At 64.9% G+C, this 23,590-nt stretch carries 23 protein-coding genes and 1 tRNA gene; 14 read left to right on the top strand and 10 right to left on the bottom strand.

Features of this window, described 5'->3' with window-relative positions:
- Positions 1-318: 318 nt before the first annotated feature.
- Positions 319-2,241 carry an LTA synthase family protein gene (locus tag AXYL_RS04200; protein ID WP_013391580.1) on the top strand — a complete coding sequence of 641 codons (1,923 nt, stop codon included), beginning with the start codon at positions 319-321 and terminating at the stop codon, positions 2,239-2,241.
- Positions 2,242-2,259: 18 nt separating this feature from the next.
- On the opposite strand, the gene AXYL_RS04195 is transcribed toward AXYL_RS04200, so the two are convergent.
- Positions 2,260-2,865: a DNA-3-methyladenine glycosylase I gene (locus tag AXYL_RS04195; RefSeq protein ID WP_013391579.1), complete on the bottom strand. Its 606-nt coding sequence runs from the start codon at positions 2,863-2,865 to the stop codon at positions 2,260-2,262.
- Positions 2,866-3,094: 229 nt separating this feature from the next.
- On the opposite strand from AXYL_RS04195, the gene AXYL_RS04190 reads away from it, so the two are divergent.
- Complete coding sequence (locus AXYL_RS04190) at positions 3,095-3,556, top strand: YkgJ family cysteine cluster protein (protein ID WP_013391578.1); 462 nt, start codon at positions 3,095-3,097, stop codon at positions 3,554-3,556.
- 11 nt (positions 3,557-3,567) lie between these two features.
- Here AXYL_RS04190 and AXYL_RS04185 read toward each other — a convergent pair whose 3' ends face one another.
- Both AXYL_RS04185 and AXYL_RS04180 read right to left on the bottom strand, forming a co-directional pair.
- On the bottom strand, positions 3,568-4,431 hold the full coding sequence (locus tag AXYL_RS04185) for an alpha/beta hydrolase (RefSeq protein ID WP_013391577.1): 864 nt from the start codon (positions 4,429-4,431) through the stop codon (positions 3,568-3,570).
- Positions 4,432-4,617: 186 nt separating this feature from the next.
- Positions 4,618-5,400, bottom strand: coding sequence for a helix-turn-helix domain-containing protein (locus tag AXYL_RS04180; protein WP_013391576.1), 783 nt, complete (start codon positions 5,398-5,400; stop codon positions 4,618-4,620).
- A 103-nt stretch (positions 5,401-5,503) separates the two neighbouring features.
- Here AXYL_RS04180 and AXYL_RS04175 point away from each other — a divergent pair, with 103 nt between their 5' ends.
- The 3 genes from AXYL_RS04175 (at position 5,504) to AXYL_RS04165 (ending at position 6,757) form a co-directional block, all read left to right on the top strand.
- Positions 5,504-5,944 carry a Fur family transcriptional regulator gene (locus tag AXYL_RS04175; RefSeq protein ID WP_013391575.1) on the top strand — a complete coding sequence of 147 codons (441 nt, stop codon included), beginning with the start codon at positions 5,504-5,506 and terminating at the stop codon, positions 5,942-5,944.
- Complete coding sequence (locus tag AXYL_RS04170) at positions 5,941-6,360, top strand: hypothetical protein (protein ID WP_013391574.1); 420 nt, start codon at positions 5,941-5,943, stop codon at positions 6,358-6,360. The genes AXYL_RS04175 and AXYL_RS04170 overlap by 4 nt, the downstream gene beginning before the upstream one ends.
- Before the next feature lie 109 nt (positions 6,361-6,469).
- Positions 6,470-6,757: an MSHA biogenesis protein MshH gene (locus AXYL_RS04165; RefSeq protein WP_013391573.1), complete on the top strand. Its 288-nt coding sequence runs from the start codon at positions 6,470-6,472 to the stop codon at positions 6,755-6,757.
- A 9-nt stretch (positions 6,758-6,766) separates the two neighbouring features.
- On the opposite strand, the gene AXYL_RS04160 is transcribed toward AXYL_RS04165, so the two are convergent.
- From AXYL_RS04160 to AXYL_RS04140, 5 genes are read right to left on the bottom strand one after another with little or no spacing between them, the layout of a single operon-like run.
- Positions 6,767-7,786, bottom strand: a complete 1,020-nt coding sequence (locus AXYL_RS04160) for a fumarylacetoacetate hydrolase family protein (protein WP_013391572.1) — start codon at positions 7,784-7,786, stop codon at positions 6,767-6,769.
- Positions 7,783-8,325: a VOC family protein gene (locus AXYL_RS04155; RefSeq protein WP_013391571.1), complete on the bottom strand. Its 543-nt coding sequence runs from the start codon at positions 8,323-8,325 to the stop codon at positions 7,783-7,785. Before AXYL_RS04155 ends, AXYL_RS04160 begins: the two co-directional genes overlap by 4 nt.
- Before the next feature lie 8 nt (positions 8,326-8,333).
- On the bottom strand, positions 8,334-9,311 hold the full coding sequence (locus AXYL_RS04150; RefSeq protein WP_013391570.1) for a Bug family tripartite tricarboxylate transporter substrate binding protein: 978 nt from the start codon (positions 9,309-9,311) through the stop codon (positions 8,334-8,336).
- 30 nt (positions 9,312-9,341) lie between these two features.
- Positions 9,342-9,545, bottom strand: a complete 204-nt coding sequence (locus AXYL_RS04145) for a hypothetical protein (protein WP_013391569.1) — start codon at positions 9,543-9,545, stop codon at positions 9,342-9,344.
- Entirely contained in the window at positions 9,542-11,194 is a 1,653-nt protein-coding gene (locus tag AXYL_RS04140; RefSeq protein ID WP_013391568.1) for an FAD-dependent monooxygenase, read from the bottom strand. Before AXYL_RS04140 ends, AXYL_RS04145 begins: the two co-directional genes overlap by 4 nt.
- A gap of 106 nt (positions 11,195-11,300) precedes the next feature.
- Between AXYL_RS04140 and AXYL_RS04135 the strand changes: the two genes are divergently transcribed.
- Positions 11,301-12,104, top strand: coding sequence for a helix-turn-helix transcriptional regulator (locus AXYL_RS04135; protein WP_013391567.1), 804 nt, complete (start codon positions 11,301-11,303; stop codon positions 12,102-12,104).
- A gap of 21 nt (positions 12,105-12,125) precedes the next feature.
- Here AXYL_RS04135 and AXYL_RS04130 read toward each other — a convergent pair whose 3' ends face one another.
- On the bottom strand, positions 12,126-13,091 hold the full coding sequence (locus AXYL_RS04130; protein ID WP_013391566.1) for a LysR substrate-binding domain-containing protein: 966 nt from the start codon (positions 13,089-13,091) through the stop codon (positions 12,126-12,128).
- 367 nt (positions 13,092-13,458) lie between these two features.
- Here AXYL_RS04130 and AXYL_RS04125 point away from each other — a divergent pair, with 367 nt between their 5' ends.
- The 8 genes from AXYL_RS04125 (at position 13,459) to AXYL_RS04090 (ending at position 23,320) form a co-directional block, all read left to right on the top strand.
- Complete coding sequence (locus AXYL_RS04125; protein ID WP_013391565.1) at positions 13,459-14,805, top strand: MFS transporter; 1,347 nt, start codon at positions 13,459-13,461, stop codon at positions 14,803-14,805.
- Complete coding sequence (locus tag AXYL_RS04120) at positions 14,777-15,577, top strand: antibiotic biosynthesis monooxygenase family protein (RefSeq protein ID WP_237709976.1); 801 nt, start codon at positions 14,777-14,779, stop codon at positions 15,575-15,577. The genes AXYL_RS04125 and AXYL_RS04120 overlap by 29 nt, the downstream gene beginning before the upstream one ends.
- 247 nt (positions 15,578-15,824) lie before the next feature.
- Positions 15,825-17,171, top strand: a complete 1,347-nt coding sequence (locus AXYL_RS04115) for an MFS transporter (protein ID WP_013391563.1) — start codon at positions 15,825-15,827, stop codon at positions 17,169-17,171.
- Positions 17,171-18,262 carry a M14 family metallopeptidase gene (locus AXYL_RS04110; protein ID WP_013391562.1) on the top strand — a complete coding sequence of 364 codons (1,092 nt, stop codon included), beginning with the start codon at positions 17,171-17,173 and terminating at the stop codon, positions 18,260-18,262. Before AXYL_RS04115 ends, AXYL_RS04110 begins: the two co-directional genes overlap by 1 nt.
- Positions 18,262-19,353, top strand: coding sequence for a M14 family metallopeptidase (locus AXYL_RS04105; protein ID WP_013391561.1), 1,092 nt, complete (start codon positions 18,262-18,264; stop codon positions 19,351-19,353). The genes AXYL_RS04110 and AXYL_RS04105 overlap by 1 nt, the downstream gene beginning before the upstream one ends.
- A gap of 83 nt (positions 19,354-19,436) precedes the next feature.
- Positions 19,437-19,703, top strand: coding sequence for a transposase (locus AXYL_RS04100; protein WP_013391560.1), 267 nt, complete (start codon positions 19,437-19,439; stop codon positions 19,701-19,703).
- 71 nt (positions 19,704-19,774) lie between these two features.
- A complete protein-coding gene (locus AXYL_RS04095) occupies positions 19,775-21,511 on the top strand; it encodes a sensor domain-containing diguanylate cyclase (protein WP_013391559.1) in 1,737 nt (578 codons plus the stop codon).
- Positions 21,512-23,320: a methyl-accepting chemotaxis protein gene (locus tag AXYL_RS04090; RefSeq protein ID WP_148260577.1), complete on the top strand. Its 1,809-nt coding sequence runs from the start codon at positions 21,512-21,514 to the stop codon at positions 23,318-23,320.
- Between the two features lie 164 nt (positions 23,321-23,484).
- On the opposite strand, the gene AXYL_RS04085 is transcribed toward AXYL_RS04090, so the two are convergent.
- Positions 23,485-23,560 (bottom strand) — tRNA-Lys (locus tag AXYL_RS04085).
- Between the last annotated feature and the right edge of the window lie 30 nt (positions 23,561-23,590).

Below are 23,590 nucleotides of genomic sequence, written 5' to 3'. Positions count from 1 at the left end.
CGTACCGCTGCCGGCTCCTGTTACCTCCCAGGGTATCGCGGCCCGCGGCTTGGTCCGGCGTTGCCGGCCCCATAATGTGTGCGGATTTTTCCAGGCTCGACGCCCCCGCGAAGCCGCTCGGCACGCGTCGCCCGGGGTTTGCCCAGCATGGCGCGTGCCTGGCCGCGCAGCAGCCAGTTACAAAACGAAATGGCTGCGCGCTGCGAAATGTGACCCGAGCACCGGCGCCTACCGAATTTTCGACGCCGGCACCGCTCAAATGCCTGAACGACAGACCCCGGCCCATCGGACCGGGCAGCAGAACAACCTGGAGGCCCGATGCGGCATTCGACCTTGATTTTCGTGGTGGCGGCGTTTGCGCTGCTGACGCTCAGCCGCCTGGCGCTGGCCGCCTGGCAGTCCAAGCGCGTGCGCGATGCCGGGGGGCTGATCCCCCTGCTGCTGGGCGGACTGCGCATCGATGCGCACCAGATCGCCGTGCTGGCGGCGCTGCCGGCCGTGCTGTCGCCTTTGTTCGGCCACATCCCGCTGGCCGCCACCCTGGCCGGCTACTGGTACCTGGTCGCTTTCATCCTGCTGGCCTTCCTGGAAGTGGCCACGCCGCCCTTCATCATCGAATACGACTCCCGCCCCAACCGGCTGTTCGTCGAGTATCTGAAACATCCCCGCGAAGTCTCCGGCATGCTCTGGCGCGGCTACAAGGGCGCGCTGGTGGGCGGCCTGGCGGTCGTGGCGCTGATCGGCTGGGGCGCCTACGGCCTGTTCGGCCACGCCCAGCCCGACGCGCCGCTGAGCTGGTGGCAGATGCCGCTGGCCAGCCTGGCGATCCTGGCCATCGTCATCCTCGCCATCCGCGGCACGCTGGGCCATCGCCCCATCAACCCGTCCTCGGTCGCCTACAGCTCGGACGGCATGCTCAACACGCTGGCGCTGAACTCGCTCTACAACGTGTTCTACGCCGTCTACAGCATGAAGAACGAAAAGTCCGCCTCGGCCGTGTACGGCGGCATGGACGACGACAAGATGCACGGGCTGGTGCTGGCGCAGGCCGGCCTGCCCAACCCGCCCGCCAACCCGGACTACCCCAGCCTGCACCGCCAGCCGGCCAGCCGCAAGACGGCGCGGCCGCTCAACCTGGTGATCATCCTGGAAGAAAGCCTGGGCGCGCAGTATTGCGCCGGCCTGGGTGGCGCCGACCTGACGCCGGAGCTGGACGCCCTGGCGCGCGAGGCCTGGACCTTCACCCGCGCCTACGCCACGGGCACCCGCTCGGTGCGTGGACTGGAAGCGGTGGTCACCGGCTTTCTGCCCACCCCCGCCCAGGCGGTGCTGAAGCTGCCGCGCTCGCAGCGCGGCTTCTTCTCGCTAGCCGACCTGCTCGGACGCCATGGCTACCACTCGCGCTTCATCTATGGCGGCGAATCGCACTTCGACAATATGAAGGGCTTCTTCCTGGGCAACGGCTTCAAGCAGATCGTGGACCGCTCCGACTTCGTGGATCCGGCCTTCGTCGGCACCTGGGGCGCCTCGGACGAGGACATGTTCAACCAGCTGGACCGGCTGCTGCGCGAAGACGGCGACCAGCCCACCTTCACGCTGGCCTTCAGCGTGTCCAACCATTCGCCCTGGGAGTACCCGGCGGGCCGCATCCAGACCGACGGCAACCCGGCCACCGTGGAAAACACCGTGCGCTACGCCGACTGGGCGCTGGGCCGGTTCTTCGAACGCGCCAAGGCCTCGCCGTACTGGGAGAACACCGTGTTCCTGGTAGCGGCTGACCACGATTCCCGCGTCTTCGGCGCCAGCCTGGTGCCCGTGCGCCACTTCCACATTCCGGCCGTCATCCTGGGCGCCGGCATCGAGCCGCGGCGCGACGACCGCCTGATCAGCCAGATCGACCTGGCGCCGACCCTGCTGTCGCTGATAGGCGTGGACACAGAGCATCCGATGATCGGCCATGACCTCACCCGCAGCACGCCGGGCCGGGCCATCATGCAATACGACAGCACCTACGGCTACCTGAAGGAAGACGAGCTGCTGGTGATGGCGCCCAACAAGACGCCGCTGCAGTACCGCTATACGGCGCCCGAGGAATACGCGCCCATGCCGCTGGATCCGGATCTGGCCGCCGAAGCGCTGGCGCATGCGCTGTGGCCCAGCTGGGCCTATCGCGAAGGCCGCTACAGCCTGCCAGGCCAGGCTGCCGAATCGTCCGGCTCCAGCGAAAAGCCGGCCGCCTGAACCCCCGCCCGGCGGCCGCTACGCCGGCCGCTTGAACGCCTTGCGGGCCTTTTCGCTGGCGGCGTGGCAATGGCAATCGGGGCTGTGGTCATTCACCATGCCCACCGACTGCATGAAGGCGTAGACCGTGGTGGGCCCGACGAACTTCCAGCCCAGTTTCTTCAACGCCTTGGACAGGGCCTCGGATTGCGCCGAAGTCGAGGCGCCACGCGTGGACGGCGCCCCTTTTGGCGCTTCGAAGCGCCACAGGTAGGCGCCCAGCGAGCCCTCCCGCTCGATCATCTCCAGCGCGCGGGCGGCATTGTTGATCACGGCTTCGATCTTGCCGCGATGGCGCACGATGCCCGCGTCGCCCAGCAGCCTCAGCACCTCTTTTTCGCCGAAACGCGCCACCTTGGCGGGTTCGAAGTTGGCGAAACCGCGGCGGAACGCGTCGCGCTTGGACAGGATGGTGCGCCAGCTCAAGCCCGACTGGAACCCCTCCAGGCAGAGCTGCTCGAACAGCGCCCGGTCGTCGCCCTCGGGGTAGCCCCATTCGGTATCGTGGTAGGCCATGTATTCGGCGGACGTGTCCACCCAGCCGCAACGGACCAGGCCGTCGGGGGATTCGGTTTTGGCGTTCAAGGGCAGGCTCCTGGCCGCTATCGGGGCTACCGATGCTACCGCAGCAACGTCCCCGATAAAAGGGCAAAAAAATCATGGCGGCCGCCGATCATATCCCGCTAATATTTGCAGCCCTGATCCCGCGCCGGCCCTGTCCACGCGCGTCCCGGCGCTGTATGGGGGTCCGCGACACGCGGCCCGTTTTGCGAGCTTGCCGGGGCCTGGACAGGTTTTCAGCCTTCCGCGCTCCATGACCCTGCTAGAGTCCTCGCTCATCTCCTTCGTCTCCCCCGCCGTGCTGGCAGGCGACGATCCGGCCGCCAACCCCTGTCTGGACTGCGGGGCATGCTGCGCGCATTTCAGGGTGTCGTTCTATTGCGGCGAATTGGCCGGCGAAAACGGCGGCCACGTGCCGGTAGAGCTGGTCACCCAGATGAGTCCGTTGCGCGCCTGCATGAAGGGCACGGAAACCGGCGGCGGCCGCTGCATCTCGCTGCGCGGCGAACTCGGCCAGCCCGGCATCCATTGCGCCATTTACGAGAACCGCCCCACGCCTTGCCGGGAATTCGACATCTGGATGCCCGACGGTTCGCCCAACCCCGATTGCCAACGTCTGCGGCTGACGCTGGGGCTGTCCCCGGTGCCGCCGCGGCCGGACGCCGAGAACGACCCGCAAGGCCCCATGCACCCCGACCAGCCCGCCGCAGCCTGAGGCAACAGCTTTCAGCCCGCGCAGGAATGGCTGGCTTGCGCCAGCATGGCCGGCGTGGGATGGGTATCGGCGTCGGGCACGCGCGAACGTCTGCGCATCCGGACGATGTCCGGGTCCTTGCCCAAAAATCCCAGGACGTTGCGCATCACGCGCTCGCGTTCCTGATCCACACAGATCATGTGGTAGCTGTCCTGCAGCATCACCACCGTCGCCTCCGGTATGCGCCGCGCCAGGAAACGGGCTGAACGCGGACTGGTCAGTTCATCCTCTTCCGCGTGCATGATCAAGGTGGGACAGCGCATGCGCTCCAGCCCCCGCTGGACCATGCCGCGCAGCCGGTCCACCTGGCGCACGCAAGCCAGCGGCACCCATTGATAATGGAAGCCGTCGCCGCGCGCAAAGCCCGCCTTGATGAAAGCGCGCACCAGCTCGCTCTTCACGCCGTATGGATCCTCTTCGCGCACCCGCATCCGGCGCGGCAGGCCCGGCAGGCGGTACACCAGATAACGCAAGGCCCGATACCAGGGCGTGCTCCACCCATCCAGGAATACCGGCGCGGACAGCGACACCAGCGCGCCCCGCGTGTGCGATTCGCGCTTGCACAGTTCCACCGCCAGCAAGGCGCCCAGGCACATCCCGATGACGTGCAGCACCTCGTACTGCGCGCAGAGTTCGCGATAGCGCTGCGTGACCACCGCCATCCAGTCCTCGACCCGCACATCAAGCAGGTCTTCCGGACAACCGGCATGGCCGGGCAAGGTCACGCCGTGGGGCTCGATCCCGGCGCGCGCCAGCACCTTGTGCATGGCGCCCATGTCGAATTCGGTGCCGCCCAAGCCGTGGATGAGCAGTGCGCCGACGCGTTGCTGGCTCACGGCGCGCTCCTGGCCGGCGCCAACGCAAGAAAAAACAAGTCATTCATGAAACACCCCTGATGCATGGCGGGCAGGACGAAAAGTCCTGTCCAACCCTGGCGTCATACTAGGCAAGGGGTGCTCGGGAAGATCGGCAAAACTGTCGGAGAACCGTGAAGATCCGTAAAGCGCGCAGCAGGGGCCACCCTACTCGCGTTCGGCCAGGTAGCGCGTGGGCGTCACGCCGAATGCGGCGCGGAAGCTGCCGATGAAGGCACTGGTGCTCTCGTAGCCCACCGACAAGCCGGCCTCGGTGACCGAGCCGCCGCGGCACAGCAGTTCCAGGGCGCGCAGCAGGCGGGCCTGCTGGCGCCACTGTCCCAGCGTGACGCCGGTTTCCTGGCGGAAGCGGCGCATCAGCGTGCGCGAGGACATGTTCAGCCGCTGCGCCCATTCGTCGATGCCGGCAGTGTCGTCGGGCCGGTCCAGCAAGGTATTCGCCAGATCCTGCAAGCGCGCATCGGCGGGCATCGGCAGCAGCACGGGCTCATGCTCGCGCTGCTTGAGCTCTTCCAGCAGCACGTCGAACAGCTGCTGCTGGTAGGCGGGAGACAACGCGGTGTTCGGCTGGACCGAGGTAAAGCGCTCCATCAAGGCTTCGATCAACCGGGACGCGGGCCAGGACCGGCAGCGGTCCGGCAGGCGCCCGCAGGCATCGCGGCGCACGTACAGGAACGAACCGCGCGCCTCGCCGAACCAGCGTGCTCCATGCTGCACGCCCGGCGGAATCCAGCCCAGGCTGCCCGGCATCACCGTCCAGACCTGAGCGCCCGCCTGCACCACCACCAGCCCCTCGTGCACCAGCACCAGCATGCCCTCGTCATGAACATGAGAGGGCACGGCAATACCTTTGGATTCGCGCCGCCCCTGGACGCTGAACGGCGTCAGCAATACGTCCGGCAGGGGAGGCGCCACGGCCACATGAAGCATGGTTGGCAGGTTTGAGCTACAGGTTGACGGTTTCCGGCGAGCGGATCCAGTTGGAAATGTACATCATTCTCACCTGGATATCAGCCCCGCAAGGAGAACCCCCATGGACCACTCAAGGCTGCGCCATGCCGGCATCAAGGCCACCTTCCCGCGGATGAAGATCCTGGATCTCTTCTATCAGCACGCCGGCCTGCACATGAGCCCGGCCGACATATACCGCCACCTGCTCTCGGACCACAGCAACATCGGCCTGGCCACGGTTTATCGCGTCATCACGCAACTTGAAGGCGCCGGCCTGCTCAAACGTACTCAGCTCGACGCCCACACCACGGTGTACGAGCTCAATGACAAGGGGCACCACGACCATCTGGTCTGCACCGATTGCGGACGGGTCCTGGAGTCCAGCGACCCGGCCATGGGCCAGTTGGTCAGGAAGATCGCCAAGCACAGCGGCTTTCTGCTGGACTCCTACAGCCTGGTGCTTTACGGCCACTGCGGCTGCGGCAAAGACGCCGCCGCCCTTCCTCACGGAGAATTCGAATGAACCACGAACAGTTTTTCTTCCACGACCTATCCCAGTTTCCCATCGTCACCGCCAGGCATGGCGGCGCGCCCGACGGCTATTCCGCCAGCTGGATACGCGAAATGGAGATGCTGGTGGACAACCCCCGGCACTTCGTCATGGTGGTGCCCGACATGCGACAGGAAGCCGGCCAAGCCGACCGCAAGGCCATGATCGAATGGCAGACCGCCAACATGCCGCGCCTGAAGGCCCGCTGCCGCGCATTCATCGCGGTGGAAGGCGACGCCGAAGCGCTGGACAAGATCCGCAAGCGCGGCGAAAAAATGACCCGCGCCTTCGGCGTGCCATTCCTGGCCGTGGCCACCGTCGGCCAGGCCGCGCAGTGCGCCCGCGAACTGCTGGGCCAGTCGGGCCCGGGGGGCTTCATCGTGGACTAAGGTGCCCGTCGATTTAAGAGTCGGCCGCCAGCGCCGTAGTCCATTGATGTGATGGCGCAAGTACCCGCCGGGTAGCGCGCCCCTCCAACCTCAGGACCGGCCGCCCTGCATGAACCGCGCTCTCGCCTGCATTTTTTGCCAATCGACGCTTGCGCAAGGCGCCCCGCTGCTCGAAAAGAACGGCGCAGCCATCTGCAAGGCTTGCGCCGACACCTTCTCGGCCCTGTTCGCCGAGCGCGCCTGGACCATGGCGGCCAGCCTGCAGGAACAGCTCGACGTGCTGCTGGAGGAAAGTCGGCGCGCCCTGGCGCATAGCGAATTGATGGCGGAACGCGCCCGCAGCTGCGGCCTGAGCCTGCACGATCTCTCGGCCATGCCGGCCCGCACCCTGTCCTGACATCCCCCGTCAGCGCCCTCCCCCTGCGATTTCCACGCGCTGGTCGATGGCGCCGAAGGGCATGCCGCCATCCGGCCCGCGCGCGTAGATGCGGACCCGGTCGTCGCGCCGCAGATAGGGCGGCAGGCGCTCTTCAGGCATGCCGTCGAGCTGGCCGCGGACCCGCGCTTCGGTGATGCAGGCGCTGCCCGCGGCAGGATCCGCATTGCTGATGGTCCCCGCGCCGACGATGCTGCCCGCCGCCAGGCTGCGCGTCCTGGCCAGGTGCGCGATGATCTGGGCGAAATTGAAGACGATCTCGCTATTGGCATGCGGCTCGCCGAAACGCTCGCCATTGATCTCTATACGCACGGGCAGGTCCAGCATGCAGTCCTTCCAGGCGCTGCCCAGTGCGTCCGGCGTCACCGCGATGGGCGCGAAGCTGGTCGCGGGCTTGCTCTGATAGAAGCCGAAACCCTTGGCAAGTTCACCCGGGATCAGCCCACGCAGGGAAACGTCGTTGAGCAGGACCACCAGGGCAATCAGACCGGCTGCCTGCGCCGCGCTGGCGCCCATGGGCACATCCTTGGTAATCACCGCAACCTCGGCTTCCAGGTCGATCAGATGGGCCTCGTCGACCGCCACGATGGGCTCTTCCGGCCCGAGCATCACGTCCGACCCGCCCTGGTACACCAGCGGCTCCTCCTCATAGCGCGGCGGAATGGGCTCCCGGCGCCACTGGTAGATCAGCCGCGCATGATTCCGGTAGACCGAGGCATCCGCCCACTGGTAGGCCCGCGGCAGCGGGGCCATGCATTGGCCCCCATCGAACGCACCGGCGCCGGCCCACTCGCTCGTGTCGAGTTCCTGACTGCGGCGGACGAGCTGCGGCGCCAACGCATCCCAATCATCCAGCAGGACCTGCAACGTGGCGGCGCCGGGCCCGGCGGACGCCCAGCGCTGCCCGCAAGCGCTCACCAGCATCAGTTCCCCGTCGCGCGTACCGTCCCTGCGCGTCGCCACGCGCAATGGCAAAGCCGCCTGCGTCATGCCAGCCTCCCCGGCGCCGCCGCAAGACCGCGCTTATCCTGGGTCCAGAGGTCCAGCGCCGCACGGGCCTCGCGCACGTAACCCTCGACAACTTCCGGCGCCGCCACTTCGACCGTCAGCTCCAGCCGCAAGCCATTGGGATCGAAGAAGTAGATCGATTCGATGTAGCTATCGTGGTCCGTAACGCCGACTACCTCCACGCCATGGGCTTCGAGCCGCGCCTTCATCGCCAGCAGATCGTCGCGCTCCGGCACCCGCAGGGCGATGTGGTTGACCCACCCCGGCGTGTTCGGCGACGGCAGCGCCGCGGTCTGGTCGCCCAGGTCGAAGAACGCGATGCAGGAGCCGTCGCGCATGCGGAAAAAGATGTGCACGTACGGGCAGAATTCCCCGGTGCTGGGTACGGAGTCCTTCTTGATGACATGCACCAGCGGCAAGCCCAGCAAGTCCTCGTAGAAGCGCCGGGTTTCCTCGGCATCCCGGCAGCGCCAGGCGAAATGATGCAGTCCCTGCACGGGACGGGCGGCAGTATGGTCCATAGGGTTCCTCAATCGAGCGAGATCTTGTTGGCGCGGATGACTTCGCCCCAACGGGCCGATTCGGCGCGCGCCAGCGCCCTGAATTCATCGGGCGTTCCAGGCAGGGGTTCAAAGCCGAACTCGGCAAAACGCTTGACCACGTTGGGGTTGGCCAGGGCGGCGTTCAGTTCCTGGTTCAGGCGCGCGACCGCTGGCGCCGGCATCCCCTTGGGGCCGAGCATGCCCTGAAATGCGAAAACCTCCGCGTCCGGCACGCCCAGTTCGGCCAGCGTCGGCACGTCCGGCAGCAGCGGCGAACGGACCTGCGAACCGATGGCCAGCGGCCTGACCTTGCCGGCCTTGATGATGGACGCTCCCGAAGCCAGGTCCAGGAACATCACCGGGACCTGCCCGCCCATCACATCCTGCATGGCCGGGGCGGCGCCGCGGTAAGGCACGTGCGTCAGGCGCGCCCCGGTGCGGCTCTGGAACAGTTCCATGGCCAGATGATGCGGCGAGCCGTTGCCGACCGAGGCATAGTCCACCTTGCCTGGCTCGGCCTGCACGCGCGCCATGAAGGCTTTGAAGTCCGCGGCGGGAAACGCCGGGTGCACCACCAGCACCAGCGGAAACTTGCCGATGGCGCCGATGTAGGTGAAATCCTTTTCCGGACTGAAAGCCAGTTTCCGGAACAAGTGCTCATTGAAGGCCAACACACCGTTATCCGCCGACATGACGGTATAGCCATCGGGCTTGGCGTTCGCGACCTGCTCCGCGCCGATGTTGGTCGCGGCGCCCGGCCGGTTGTCGATGATGATCTGCTGCCCCAACGCGGCGCGCATGGACTCCGCCAGCGTGCGCGCAAGATTGTCGGTGCCGCCGCCAGCGGGATACGGCACCACCCACTTGATCAATTGTTCTGGATACTTGCCCTGGGCGCGGGCCAGCGGCGCGGCAGCGGTCAAGGCCGTGGCCGCCAGCGCCTCGAGGAAATGGCGTCGATTCAAGTCTGTCTCCTTTGGAATGGTCGTCGCCGGTCAATCGGCTGAAAGCGAAGGGTTGGGCAAATCGCGCAAGGCTTGCTCGATGGCGTCCAGGCAACGCTGCTCGTCCTGGACCTGCTCGAACAGCAGCAAGGCCAGGCGTGCCAAAAACAGGGACTCGCGTCCGCGCCCCGCGGTAGCGATGGCGTTGCTGCAACGGGCGTAGATGCGATCCTGGACCGCGGCGTCTTCAATCATTGGATGGCTCCTGGTGCGCCGCAGGCGCGTTGGATGGCGGATAGCACCGTGTCCAGCGACGGCGAACGCCACCGGCCGCAAACATGGCCGTCAGGCCTCAGGAGGTAGGCCATGCCGGCCTCGGACCCGGGCCACATCGCATCGGCGGCCGCAAACGCGACGCAGTGGCAAGGCAGGAATCGCCACGCCGCCGAGGCCGTCATCGCTTCCAGCGCGTGCTGCTCCGGCCATGACGCGAACACCAGCAAAGTAAAACCGCCAGGTGTCAGCAGATCGGTCAGGTGTCGGCCATCCGCAGTCTGGCCATCCACCAACGGCGCGCCAGGCGCCCATGCGCCGCCACCCTCGTCTTCCGTCGACAGCGGCGAATGCGCATAGGCGAGGGCTTGCGTCTGCCGCGGATTGACCACGCGCGCAATCCCCGGATGCCGGCCGGCCAACGACAGGCTGGCCTCGCGCATCAGATCGAAACCCCGATGTGGCGGCGACATGAATTCGGTGCTGCGCATGGCGTTCTCGGCGTTGATGTGGAAGGCCTGCCGCCGCTCGCTGCAATAGCTGTCCAGCAGGGCTTCCGTGCCCTTCCCTTGCAACACGGCAGCGAGTTTCCAGACCAGGTTGTCGGCGTCGTCAAAGCCCGAGTTCAGCCCGCGCACGCCGAAAATCGGCATGGCATGCGCGGCGTTGCCCGCGAACAGGATGCGACCATGACGATAGGCATCCAGCGTCATCGCGCCAGCGCGGTAGACCGAAGTCCACACGGGCGCCCACGGCAGATGCCCTTCGCCGATGGCATCCAGATGGGTCTGCACAAAGGCGCGCACCGGGTCCGGCTGCAAGGCTTGCGCTGCGTCCGCGCCGGCCTTCAATTGGTAGTCCACGCGCCAGATGTTGTCCGGCTGACGGTGCATCAATATGGTGGTTCCGCGCGCCCAGGGCGGATCGAACCAGGCGCGGCGCTCCGCCGGATGCTCGCTCGCCAGTTCGATATCGACGATTGCATAGCGGCCTTGGTAGCCGGTGCCTTTCAGCTCCAGGCCCAGGCTGGCGCGTATGAAGCTCTGGCCGCCATCGCAGGCCAGCAGCCAATCGGCGCGTGTGTCGTAGCTTCCCAGCGGATTTTCGATCCGCAGCGTCACGCCGGCCGCGTCGGGCCTGCATTCGGACACCTTGCTGGCCCAGCGGATATCCACCCGTCCCGGGAAACGGCGGTTGATTTCGTCGATGGCATCCAGCAGGAACTGTTCGATGTAGTACTGCTGCAGATTGATCATCGGCGGGTACTTGTCGCCCTGCGACGACGGCATATCGAACACCAGCACTTCCTCGGTGCCGTAATAGCTGCGGCCCCGCGTCCAGGCCAGGCCCTTTTCCATGAAGGCCGGCGCCACGCCCAGACGCTCCAGGATTTCAAGGCTGCGGCGCGAAATACAGGCTGCGCGGCTGCCCTCGCAGACCGAGTCGTCGGCCTCGATCACGACACTGTCTATGCCCAGCCTGGCCAATCCCAACGCTGCCGCCAGCCCCACCGGACCACCGCCTGCGATCAGCACGCGATGATGCCGGGCCTCCTCGCCTGGCGGCGCGAGCGGGGGAAGCGAGGGCGGGAAGCGCCGGTACTCGAAGGGTCCGATTCTTTCTAGGGGCATGCGCAAGTCCTGATCGTGTCATCAAACAACCGTATTGGCTTGCGTCATATTCTGCTGGGGCGGACTCGTTAATATGTCCTAATTAATCAGGACAGGCTAACCCGCTATGAAACTGCTGCCGCTGCCGCCGCGCCCCCCGCCTCCCGGCCAGGATCTGAGTGTCGCGCTGATGAATGCCATCGGCGCCGAGAACTTCGCCGCCGAGGTGCTGGACGCATTGGGCGCTACGGTGCCCGCCAGCCATTGCACGGTATTCGCGCTGCGCAGCAGCGGCCGCGTGGAAGCCGTTTCCAGCGCCAGCGCCATCGGCGAAGTGGCGACCTTGACCGCCATCGAATACATGCGCCTGGGCTTCGACAAGCAGGACTCAAACATGATCTGGCTGTCCAGGCGCAAGCCGGCGAAAGCGCGCCAGCTGTGGATCGGGCACCAGTTCGCGGCAGAGGTCGCGGATGCGCACTACCGCCGCGTCTGCTACGACGACCCCGGCATCCGCGAGCGCATGTCGCTGCTGGCCGTGTTTCCCGACGGCTATCGGGTGGCGGTCAGCCTGCACCGGAATTTCTCATATCCCGACTATGGCCCCAAGGATTTCGAGCGCATGTCGCAGCACGCTCCCCTGATTGCGGCGGCCGTCATGCGCCATGTCCAGGTGACCCGGCGCGCGCCCGCTGACCAGCCGCTGCAGGTACAGCTCATGACCAAGCTATCGGGCCGCGAACGGCAACTGGTCACGCATGTGCTGGACGGCCTGACCACCCGGGAGGCCGCTCGCGAAATGGGCGTATCGGAGACCACCGCGCTGACGTATCGCTACCGGGCGTTCCAGCACCTGGGCGTACGCAACCATCGGGAACTCATGGTGCTGCTGGGCGCGAGCATGCCCAAACGCAGCAGGGCGGCGCGTTGACCCGCGCCCCGCATGCCGGTCTCATGGACGAACAGGTTCCGCGAGGTCCATGTAGACCGGATTCTTGCGCGCCGGACGGCCTTCCTTGCTGGAGGTGGCCATGGCGTCCCGAGTGGCGATCAGGCAATCGATAAAGCACTCGGCGGCTGGCGTGGGCGGCGATTCCTTCCTCGCCAGGATCGAGATCCGGGCAGAGGGAAGCTCGTGCGCCAATGCCATCATGCGCATGTTCGACGGCAGGAGATCGTGCTCGAACAATGGGCGCACGAAGATGCCCAGCGCATCGCTTTTGGCCATGATGGCCAACGCAACCGCCACCGAATGACAGGATATGGTGTCGCGCGGCAGGGACAGGCCGTGCGCGGCGAAGGCCATCCTCAACAGATTTGCAGGAGCTTCCGAATTGCCTGGCACCAGCCAAGGCGCGTCATGCAGTTCCGCCAGACTGCGCGCCCTGCGCAACGGGTGGCCCAGACGCGCACCGACCGCGAGCGGCAGCGTGAACAGCGGCCGGTGCGCGAAGCCGTCGCTGATCTCCCCGTCGTACTCGGTCTGCACGAGAAAATCGTAGCGGCCCGACTCCAGCTGCTCATGGCTGTAGGGCGGCGCCACTTCATTGAACGAAACCGCCACGCGCGGCATGCGTGCGCGAAAAGCGACCAGCGCGTCCGGCACGACCACCAGCGCCGCCGAGCTCACGGCCAAGTTCAACGTGCCGCCCTCGCCATCGCGCATCTGTCCGATTTCCTCGCGAGCCCGCCGGGCCTCCTGCATGATGACGATGGCCCGCTTGTACAACGCTTCGCCGTAGGTCGTCAGTTCCACGCCCTTGACGCTGCGGCGTACCAGCTCGACACCCACGCTCTGCTCCAGTTCGCGCAAGCTGCGTGTCGCGGCAGGCTGCGTTACTGAGAGCGCGCGTGCCGCGGCGCGGATGCTGCCATGCTCGGCAATCAGCGTGAAGGCGCGCAATTGACGTAGGTTCATGCGTTCGGCTCCGGCGGATTTGTGGAGATATAAAAAAAACGGATCGCAGCACCCGATTTCTGTCTTTTTGATTCTATGGCAACCGTATGGCGCCTGCGAGCGGAAGTCCCGGGTCCGAAGTCAAGGCCGGCCTGCGGCAGAAGCGCCGCCTCGGCTAGGCAGCCACGGCGTCCCCAGGGGTAGAAACGCCACTCGCCCCGGTATCTGCACTGAATTTCCTGGGTAATTTACCCTATAAAAAAAAGTATTCATTAGAACTTAAATTCTGTCTTTTTCTTATTCCAAGGCGTCCTTATAGTGCCCTCGAAGAGGAGTCGAAGGCCCGGAATCACGAGCCGACCCCTCTCAACAGACACGAGGGGACACCATGTCTATCGCAATCGCCGCAGCCGCGCCCAGCGCGCTACATACGCCATCCATGCGCCGGCGCGTCATCGCCGGCACCACCATCGGCAACGCACTCGAATTCTTCGACTTCACCGTCTTCACTTTCCTGATGCTGGTGCTGGGCCCACTGTTCTTTCCGGCCGCCTCGGGCTACGGCCAATTGCTGTTGACCACCGCCACTTTCGGCGTGGGGTTCCTGATGCGGCCCGTGGGTGGCATGCTGATCGGCTCCTATGCCGACCGCCACGGCCGCCGCGCGGCCATGACCCTGACGCTGTGGCTGATGGGCCTGGGCTGTGCCATGATCGCCGTGGCGCCCACCTATGCGCAATTGGGCATGGTCGGCCCGGTCATGATGGTGCTGGCCCGCCTGATCCAGGGCTTCGCCGCCGGCGGCGAGGTCGGGGCCTCGACCACCCTGCTGGTCGAACACGCGCCGCGCGGCAAGCGTGGCTTCTATTCCAGCTGGCAATACGGCAGCCAGGCCCTCGGCGTCACGCTCGGAGCAGTGGTCGTGATGCTGCTCAACATGGGGCTGACCACGGAGCAGATGCAGGCCTGGGGCTGGCGGGTCCCGTTCTTCATCGGCATCCTGACCGTGCCGATAGGCGCCTACATCCGCCGCAATCTGGAAGAAACCCTGACTGTCGAGCCCCCGGCCGCCAAGCCGGCGCACACCAAGGGCTTGCGTCGCACCGCCACGCATCAGCCCCTGCGCCGGATATTCACCGAGCATAAAGCAAGCGTACTCAAAGGCATGCTGCTGGTAATCGGCGGCATGGTCAGCACGCAGATCCTCAACTTCTACATTCCAACCTACGCCCACCGGGAACTGGGTCTGCCTGCCACCTCCACGCTGTCGGCCAGCGTCGTTTTCGGCGCTCTCGGCTTCGCAGGCGCCCCCTTCATCGGCATGCTGGCCGACCGCTACGGCCGCAAGCGCGTGATCTTCTGGTCTCGCGTCACAACGCTTGCCATCCTGCTGCCCGGTTTCCATTGGCTGATGGCCGCGCCCAGCACCGAACGGCTGATGCTGCTCACCGCCGCCTTCGCCCTGTTGGTGGCCCTCCAGTCGGCGCCGGCCTTCACGATGCTGCCTGAACTCTTCCCAAAATCCGTGCGCACGACCGGCATGTCGGTGGTGTACGGACTGGGCATCTCCGTGTTCGGCGGCTTCGCGCAATTCTTCGTGACCTGGCTGCTGCATGCCACTGAAAACCCCATGTCTCCAGCGTGGTTCCTGATGGTGACAACGGCGCTTTCAACGCTGGTGCTGTTCTGGATAGACGACCGCACCCATGACGACATCGACGCGCAGGCAGCGTGAGTCCGTAAAGCCCGAATTTCCCTTCAACATTGAGGATCACATGACGAAATCACCCGTGCAGTCCACGCGAACCGTGCTGGAGAGCGGCTTCAAGATCGTTCCCGGCAAAGAGGACGGTTTCGCCCGTTTCAACGATGCACTGCATCCTGTCGCGGTCAGCCAGGATGGCTTTGAATCGGTGTATGGCGGGGCAATCCTTGATTCAGCCTGGCGGTATGTAGGCGTGCGCTTCGCCAGCGCCGAACAAATGGACGCCTGGCATAACCACCCGCGGCACAAGGCTGCCCAGAAGGCAGCATACGACCGTTGGTGGACAGCGGTCTATATGCGCAAATGGCGCGAACCCGCACCCGGTGAAGCCATGACCGGAAAAGTCATGACCGAAACTCGTCTGACTGTCCCCATCCCCCTGGCCGACGCGCAACTCCGCGCCTTGACAGAAATCCTGACCTGTCTGGCCGATATTGGCGCCTCCCCCTTGGAAACCCTGACGGGGGAGTACGAAGCCCGTCCCTACCAGCTCATCGGCCCCGACGACGCCCCGCCGGAAACCGGCGGTGTTGTCTATTTGCTGATCACCCACTGGCCCACTCCCCAGGCTGCCGCCGCCTGGCGTGAGTCAACGGCGTACCGCGCGCTTCAGGACATCGGCGCCGTCACCTCCGACACATTCATGGCCATGCCTGAGACCCGGCCGCGCGACCATCTGCGCGACGACAAGTTGCAACGGGAATGGACGCTGCAGGGCCAGAGGCAGCCCACGACAACCTGAGAGCCATCCTGCCCACGCAGCCCGAGGCACATGCAATGCAAGGTCCAATCCATCCATCGGACTGCCAACGGCATCAGGGAAATTTGGTGCAAAAAAAAAGGGGGCCGCACTATATAAAAATGTGAGCACCAAAACAAATTTTCTGTCTTTTTCTTATCTCAGGGCATCCGTATAGTGCCCTTCGGGGAGTGGCCCAAGGCCCGGGACCACGGATCAGCTCCTCCTCAAACAGACACCAGGGGAAACCATGTCTATCGCAATCGCAGCAGCTGCGACCAACTCACTACATACGCCGTCCATGCGCCGGCGCGTCATCGCCGGCACCACCATCGGCAACGCACTCGAATTCTTCGACTTCACCGTTTTCACTTTCCTGATGCTGGTGCTGGGTCCACTGTTCTTTCCGGCCGCCTCGGGCTACGGCCAATTGCTGTTGACCACCGCCACTTTCGGCGTGGGGTTCCTGATGCGGCCCGTGGGCGGCATGCTGATCGGCTCCTATGCCGACCGCCACGGCCGCCGCGCGGCCATGACGCTGACACTGTGGCTGATGGGCCTGGGCTGTGCCCTGATCGCCGTGGCGCCCACCTATGCACAATTGGGCATGGTCGGCCCGGTCATGATGGTGTTGGCCCGCCTGATCCAGGGCTTCGCCGCCGGCGGCGAGGTCGGAGCCTCGACCACCCTGCTGGTCGAACACGCGCCGCGCGGCAAGCGCGGCTTCTATTCCAGCTGGCAGTTCGGCAGCCAGTCGCTAGGCGTGATGCTTGGGGCGCTGGTCGTGACGCTGCTGACCATGGGGTTGACCACCGAGCAGATGCACGCCTGGGGCTGGCGCGTGCCGTTCGTCATCGGCATCCTGACCGTGCCCGTCGGCGCCTACATCCGCCGCAACCTTGAGGAAACACTGACGAGCTCGCCCCCGGACTCCGGCAAACCCCAGCCTGCGGCACTACGCCGTGCCACCCCTCACCAGCCGTTGCGCCGCATCTTTGCCGAGTACAAGGTCACCATATTGAAGGGCATCCTGCTGTTGATCGGTGGCATGGTCAGCACGCAGATCCTCAGCTTCTACATGCCGGCGTACGCCAACCGGGAACTGGGCTTGCCGGCCACGTCCACGCTATCGGCCAGCGTCGTGTTCGGCGCGGTCGGCTTCCTGATTGCCCCGTTCGTCGGCATGCTGGCCGACCGCTACGGCCGCAAGCGCGTGATCTTCTGGTCGCGCCTCGCCACCCTGATCGTCCTGCTCCCCTGCTTCCAATGGCTGATGGCCGCGCCCAGCACCGAGCGGCTGATGCTGCTCGTCGCCCTGTTCGCGCTGCTGGTGGCCCTGCAGTCGGCGCCCGCATTCACGATGCTTCCCGAACTCTTCCCCAAGGCCGTGCGCACGACCGGCATGTCCGTCGTGTATGGATTGGGCATATCCGTGTTCGGCGGCTTTGCGCAGTTCTTCGTGACCTGGCTGCTGCACGTGACCGGAAATTCCATGGCGCCGGCGTGGTTCCTGATGGTGGCCATAGCCCTCTCCACGGTGGTGCTGTTCTGGATTGACGACCGCACCCACGACGACATCGACGGCCAGGAGGCCTAATGCAGCACGGTTCCAGCTACTTTTCCCGCAGCTACGAAGAAGCGCGCCATCGCTTCGTGCTGGCGGCCAAACCCCTGGCCACACAGTTTCAATCCTATGTCATCGAACCCGCCGGCCGCCACGGCGAAGCCCTGGCGACCGACGTCGCGCTGATCGGCCCGACCGACGCTGAACGGCTGCTGATAATGACCTCCGCCACACATGGCGTGGAGGGCTTCTGCGGCTCGGGCTGTCAACTCGCCCTGCTGGACGATGCCGCCATGCTGGAGCGCGCCCGCAGAGCCGGCGTGGCCGTGCTGCTCGTGCACGCCATCAACCCGTATGGGTTTTCCTGGCTGGCGCGCACGAACGAAGACAATGTCGACCTGAACCGCAACGACCAGTCCTTCGACGGACGCCCCCTGCCCCAGAACCCCGGATACGCGGGGATACATGACCTGCTGCTGCCTGCGGAATGGCCAGCCACGGCTGCGAACGCCTCGCGGATCGATGCCTATATCGCCGAGCATGGCCGGTCGGCGTTCGCGCAGGTCGTGACCCGCGGGCAGTACACGCATGCCGACGGCCTGTTCTACGGCGGCACGCACCTTACGGCATCGCTGCTGAACCTGCGCCATATCCTTCAGCAGCACGGCAGCCGTAGCAAGCATATCGGCTGGATCGATGTGCATACAGGCTTGGGGCCGCGCGGGCACGGCGAAAAAATATACGCGGGGCGCCGCGACGCCGCCGCTGTCGCACGCGCGCGCCAATGGTGGGGCAGCGATATCGCGGTTCCCTACGAAGGCAGCTCCGCTTCCGCGGACATTACCGGCCAGTTGGCCGGCCTGATCTACCAGACCTGCCCCGACGCCCAGCACACGCCGATGGCACTGGAATTCGGCACTCTGCCTTTTGAAGACATGATCGAAGCGCTGCGCGGCCGCAACTGGCTGCTTGCGCATCCTGGGGCCGACGACGCCAAGCGCGACGCCATCCTGAACGCCACGCTGGAAGCGTTCTACTGCAACGCCGCCGATTGGCACGGCATGATCCTGGGCCAGAGTCGCGTCGCCGTGCTGCAGGCTCTCTCCGGTCTGCAGGAGGCTTGATGCGAACCAGCGCCAGCTACTTCTCCCGCAGCTACGCCCAGGCGCGCGAGCGCTTTGCGCTGGCAGCCAGGCCGCTTGCCGATTCGTTCCATTCCTACGGCATCGACCACGCCGGTAGGGAAGGCGAAGCGCTGGCCACGGATGTCGCCTACATCGGCGATCCCGATGCCGACCGTATCCTCATCATGACTTCCGCGGTATTGGGAGTGGAAGGTTTCTGCGGTTCGGGCTGCCAACTGGCGTTACTGGACGATAGCGTCATGCTGAGCCGGGCACGCGAGGCTGGCGTGGCCTTGCTGCTAGTGCACGCGGTCAATCCTTACGGTTATTCGTGGATCGCGCGCACCGACGAATGCAATATAGACCTGAACCGCAATGGACTGCCCTTCGATGGGCGGCCGCTGCCCGCGAACCCTGAGTATGCGCGGATACACGACCTGCTGCTGCCTGAGGAATGGCCTCCCACGCCATCAAACCAGCAACAGATCGCTCAATTCATCGCCGAGCACGGGCAGTCCGCCTTCGCGCAGGCTGTCTCGCGCGGCCAGTATACGCACGCCGACGGCCTGTTCTACGGAGGCGACCGCCCCGCGGCATCGCTATTGAACCTGCGCCGCATCCTGCACGAGCATGCGCGCACACGCACCCATATCGGCTGGATCGACGTGCATACCGGTTGGGGGCCTCGCGGCCATGGCGAAAAGCTCTATGCCGGCCGCCACGACGATGCCGAGGTATCCCGCGCGCGCCAATGGTGGGGCAGCGACATTACCGTCCCCTACCAGGGCAACTCGGTGTCAGTCGATATCTCCGGCCAGCTCGCCGATCTGATCTATCAAGCCTGCCCGTTGTCCTTGCCGACCTCGATGGCCATCGTGTTCGGGGCGGTACGCTTCGACGCGATGGTGCATGCGCTATGCGGCCGGAACTGGCTGCACGCGCATCCCGAGGCCTCCCAGGAGTTACGAAGAACCATCCTGCAAACCACACTGGAAGCGTTTTATTGCAACGAGGAAAACTGGCACGGCATGGTGCTGGGGCAGACCCGGGTGGCGGTTCTGCAGGCGCTGCGCGGCTTGCAGGCGGCTTGACACAGAAAACCGAAAGGATTGCGCCGACGCTTCCGTCCCCGCGGCAGGTGTTGGCTTCATCTCAAGATACGGAGGTGCATCACATGGACCGGTCGGGCTTTACGGAAGAACAGATCAGGCACGCGTTGAGGCAGGCAACGCTAGGCACGCCGATATCCGATATCTGCACGCGCATGGGCGTGAGCGAAGCCACTTTCCACGCATGGAAAGTGCACTACGACGGGCTGGCGTCCTACGAACTGAAACTGTTGAACAAACTCGAGAACGAGTGCAATCGCCTAGAGCGCTTGATCGCCATCCTGGCGCTCAACAAGGTCATACTGCAAGACACGCTCGGGGCAAAGGAATAAAGCGTACGCGACGCAGCGCCTCCTTTCCGACGCCTTCCGCACGTTGAAATCTCTTCGTCTTCACTGTTCTTTTGAAATCCCTGAATCGCTACACGGTGGCATATGTCATCGGCGTTCTGATCCCGGTCAGTGCGCTGATCGGCATCCAACTGACCCATAGCTGGCACGCCCATACGGCGGCGCGCGATGCCAGGTCGAGCCTGTGCGTCGTCCAGGGCACGCTGGACGCGATGGCTGCCGTCCTGATGGAGCGCGGGTCGATGAATGCCGCACTGATAGAAGGCCAGCCCGTATCCGAGGCCAGGCAGCAGGAGTTGCAGCTCGCGCGCAGCGCCAGCGACGGCAGAATCGCCGAGCTGCTGGCGCTGCACCAGACTCGCAACTGCGACGGCTGCAGGGACGCGCAAGGCACCATCCAGCATATCGCGCGAACCCTGGTCCAACACCGCGCCCTGGCAGATCGGCTCATTGCCAGGCGACGTACGCTGATCAGTGCCGAGGAGCTCAACGACGTGGTGGTGATCATGGCCGGGCTCATTCCCGCGCTTGAGGAAACCGCGCTCGACAACTCCGCCGTTGTGATCCGCCATGAAGTAGAAAGCCCCGGCCTCATGACCATTGCCTTGCTGGCGGCGGGCCTGCGCGAGCAGGCCGGCCTGCTTGGTTCCGCCTTCATGCCTGCACAGGTTCAGCGCCGCCCTTTAAGCGACGAGGAAACGCAGCGTATCGAGCAACAACTGGGCCGCGTCGCCCAATTGCGCGCGCTGCTCGAAGTACAGCTTTCCACCCATGCGGACCTTGAAACCCGAGCGTATCCGCGGGTTCAATACGAGTACTTTGGCGCGGGCCTGGAGTACATCGCAGCGCTGCGCCACGCGCCACCTGCACTAGCCCACTCGCCGCCTCACGAGGCTGGCATGCAGGAACGTTACGTTCCCCTGATGCAATCCATTCTCGACTTCCGCGATGAAGTGCTGAACGTATTGCAAAAGCTGCTGGAACGCCAACGCGTCAATGCGCTGACGGAACTGGTCACCACCACGACGGTCGCGATCGTGCTGCTGCTGGCCGCCACCTGGGGATTCACCAAGTTCCGCTGGCGTCTGATACGCCCATTCGTCGTGGCCACCGAGATCATCAACTCACTCAACGACAACGCCCCCGCGCCGATCTCTGCCGCCGGCTATCGCAAGGAGGTCCGCGGTCTGTTCGATGCCATACAGACATTGAAGGACAACGCCATCGCCAAGTCCCGCACGGAACATGAGCGCGAGCGGCTCATCGCCGACCTGGCCGCGTTGGCGGAGACAGACTTCCTCACGGGATTGCTCAACCGGCGCGCGTTTCATGCGCGCGCCGAAGCCTTGTGCGCCAGCCTGGATGAGCCAGGGCAGATGCTGACGCTGATCGTCTTCGACATCGACCATTTCAAGCGGATCAACGATTCCTACGGCCACGCCGGCGGCGACAACGTGCTGGTGGCCGTGGCGCAAGCATGCCACCAGACATGGCGCCGCTCGGACATCGTGGCGCGCATCGGCGGTGAGGAATTCGCCGTGCTGTGCACGGTCCGCAGCACCGCGCAGGCCAGCGCAATGGCGCAGAGCATGCGCCGCCGCGTCGAGCGTCTGTCGGTACCGCTGGACGGCAAGACCATAGAGTCCATCACCAGCAGTTTTGGCGTGGTCTGCGCGCCGGCGGATGAAATCCACGATATCGATGCCCTGCTGAAGCAAGCAGACGAGCTGCTCTATCGCGCCAAGGCCTCTGGCCGCAACTGCGTCATTACGCAATCCGAAGACGCTTGAGTGCTTTCGCACAGCGGCGCGAACGCGCCGCACGCATCGGTCCTCGGTCTTTCACAAGATAGAAAAAAGTACTCGGTGGAAAAAAATTTCTGTCTTTTTCTGCGTGCAGCCCATCCGTATAGTCCGGACGGAGTAAGCCGAATACAGAAATTCCATTTTGAAAGCGAAAGAGCAATGAAACCGTCAAACCTGAAGATGCGTACCCGCCTCGCCATGGGCTTTGCAATGATCATGGTGGCGCTGTTGGTGTCTGGCGTGCTGGGCACGTTCGGCATCCGGGCGTTGGAGCAGGATGTCTACCAGATCACCGCCATCAACAATGAACAGCGGCGCCTGGCCATCGATATGCGCTACCAGGTCCAGGAACAGGCCATCGCGATCCGCAACATCCTGGTCCTCACAGATCCGAAAGTGCTGCAGGCCGAAGTGCTGCGGGCGAATGAAGCCGAGAAGCTCTACAACGAATCGCGAAATCGGCTGGGCGGCATGTTCTCGAGCCGCTCCAATACCACCAGCGAGGAATCACGTCTGTTCGCCGCCGCTGGGGCCGCACAACAAGACATGCGCTCGCTGTTCGTTCGCGTGCAGGAAGAAGGCATGAACGGTGACCGGCAGGCCGCGCAGCACCTATTGGAGGATGAATTGCGGCCCAAGCAGCGCGTGCTCCAAGAGACACTGTCCACGCTCGCCGCGCTCGAGACGCAGATCAATGACGCGCGTGCGGCGGATACCCGGACCCTCGCGAACCAATTGCAGTGGGCGGTGGGAATAACCGTCGTGGTCGCGCTGTTGCTTGGCGTGGCTGCTGCCTGTCTCACGGCGCGCAGCATCCTGCGCCAATTGGGTGGCGATCCTGGCGATGCGCAGCTTCTGGCGGTGAACATCGCCGATGGCGATCTGAGCAGCCGGCTGCAGCTCGATCCCCGCTATGACCACAGCCTGATGCACGGGCTGGAAACCATGCGATCGCGCCTGTCCAGAATCGTCGATGCGATCAAATCTTCCGCCGCGTCCATCTCGACGGCGGCAGGTCAGATTGCCCAAGGCAATGCCGACCTGTCGCACCGCACTGAAGAGCAGGCAGCGTCGTTGGAAGAGACCGCGGCCAGCATCGAACAGCTGACGTCCACCGTGCGGCTGAATCAGGACAATGCGGCCAGCGGCGATGAACTGGCCTCCGAAGGCGCCAGGGCTGCGGAGAAAGCGGGCGGGGTCGTATCCGAAATGCTGGCGGCCATGACAGAGATCTCCACCAATTCCGAAAAGGTCGGGCAGATCGTGTCGCTGATCGAGAGCATCGCCTTTCAGACGAACATACTTGCGCTGAACGCGGCAGTGGAAGCCGCAAGAGCCGGGGACCAGGGTCGGGGCTTCGCCGTGGTGGCCGGCGAAGTCCGCGCGCTGGCCCAGCGCAGCGCCACCTCCGCCAGGGAAATCAAGGATCTGATCGAGACCTCGACTTCCGTGGTCCAGGCGGGCCGGGACCTCGCCGTACGGGCAGGCCAAGACATGGAGGACGTCGTCACGTCGGTCATGCGCATGAAGACAATAACCGGAGAGATCGCGACAGCCTCGCGCGAACAGGCCATCGGCATTGAACAGGTCAACGTGGCCATCGCCCAGCTGGATTCCGTGACGCAGCAGAATGCGGCCTTGGTCGAGGAATCCGCGGCGGCGGCGCTTTCCATGGCTGAACAGGCGCGGGATCTGCTGCAGGCGGTCGAAGTGTTCAAGACCGCATCGTCCGTCACCTCGCGGCCTGTACCGATGGCCGAGCCCGCGCTTATCGCGTTCGCGGCGTCGACGTAGGAGAATTGCAGGGGGGCCGATCGCGACACGCGCCGCTTTCAGCCACTCCCGCCCCAACTGGTTCAATAACCCAGCCACCAACGAAAAACGCCGCTAGAGATAGCGGCGTTTCTTCTTGGTCAGCAATGCTTGGACGGCGCTGCTGCGTACTGCGGGAATTGGGGTGGTGGGTTGTGCGAGACTCGAACTCGCGACCAACGGATTAAAAGTCCGCTGCTCTACCGACTGAGCTAACAACCCGACCGAAGCCAGAAATTATGGCCGATTTGG

This window comes from Achromobacter xylosoxidans A8 (assembly GCF_000165835.1).
Taxonomy (GTDB): domain Bacteria; phylum Pseudomonadota; class Gammaproteobacteria; order Burkholderiales; family Burkholderiaceae_B; genus Achromobacter; species Achromobacter xylosoxidans_B.
Note: the sequence above shows the minus strand (reverse complement) of the source record. Positions and strands in the feature narration are given on the sequence as shown.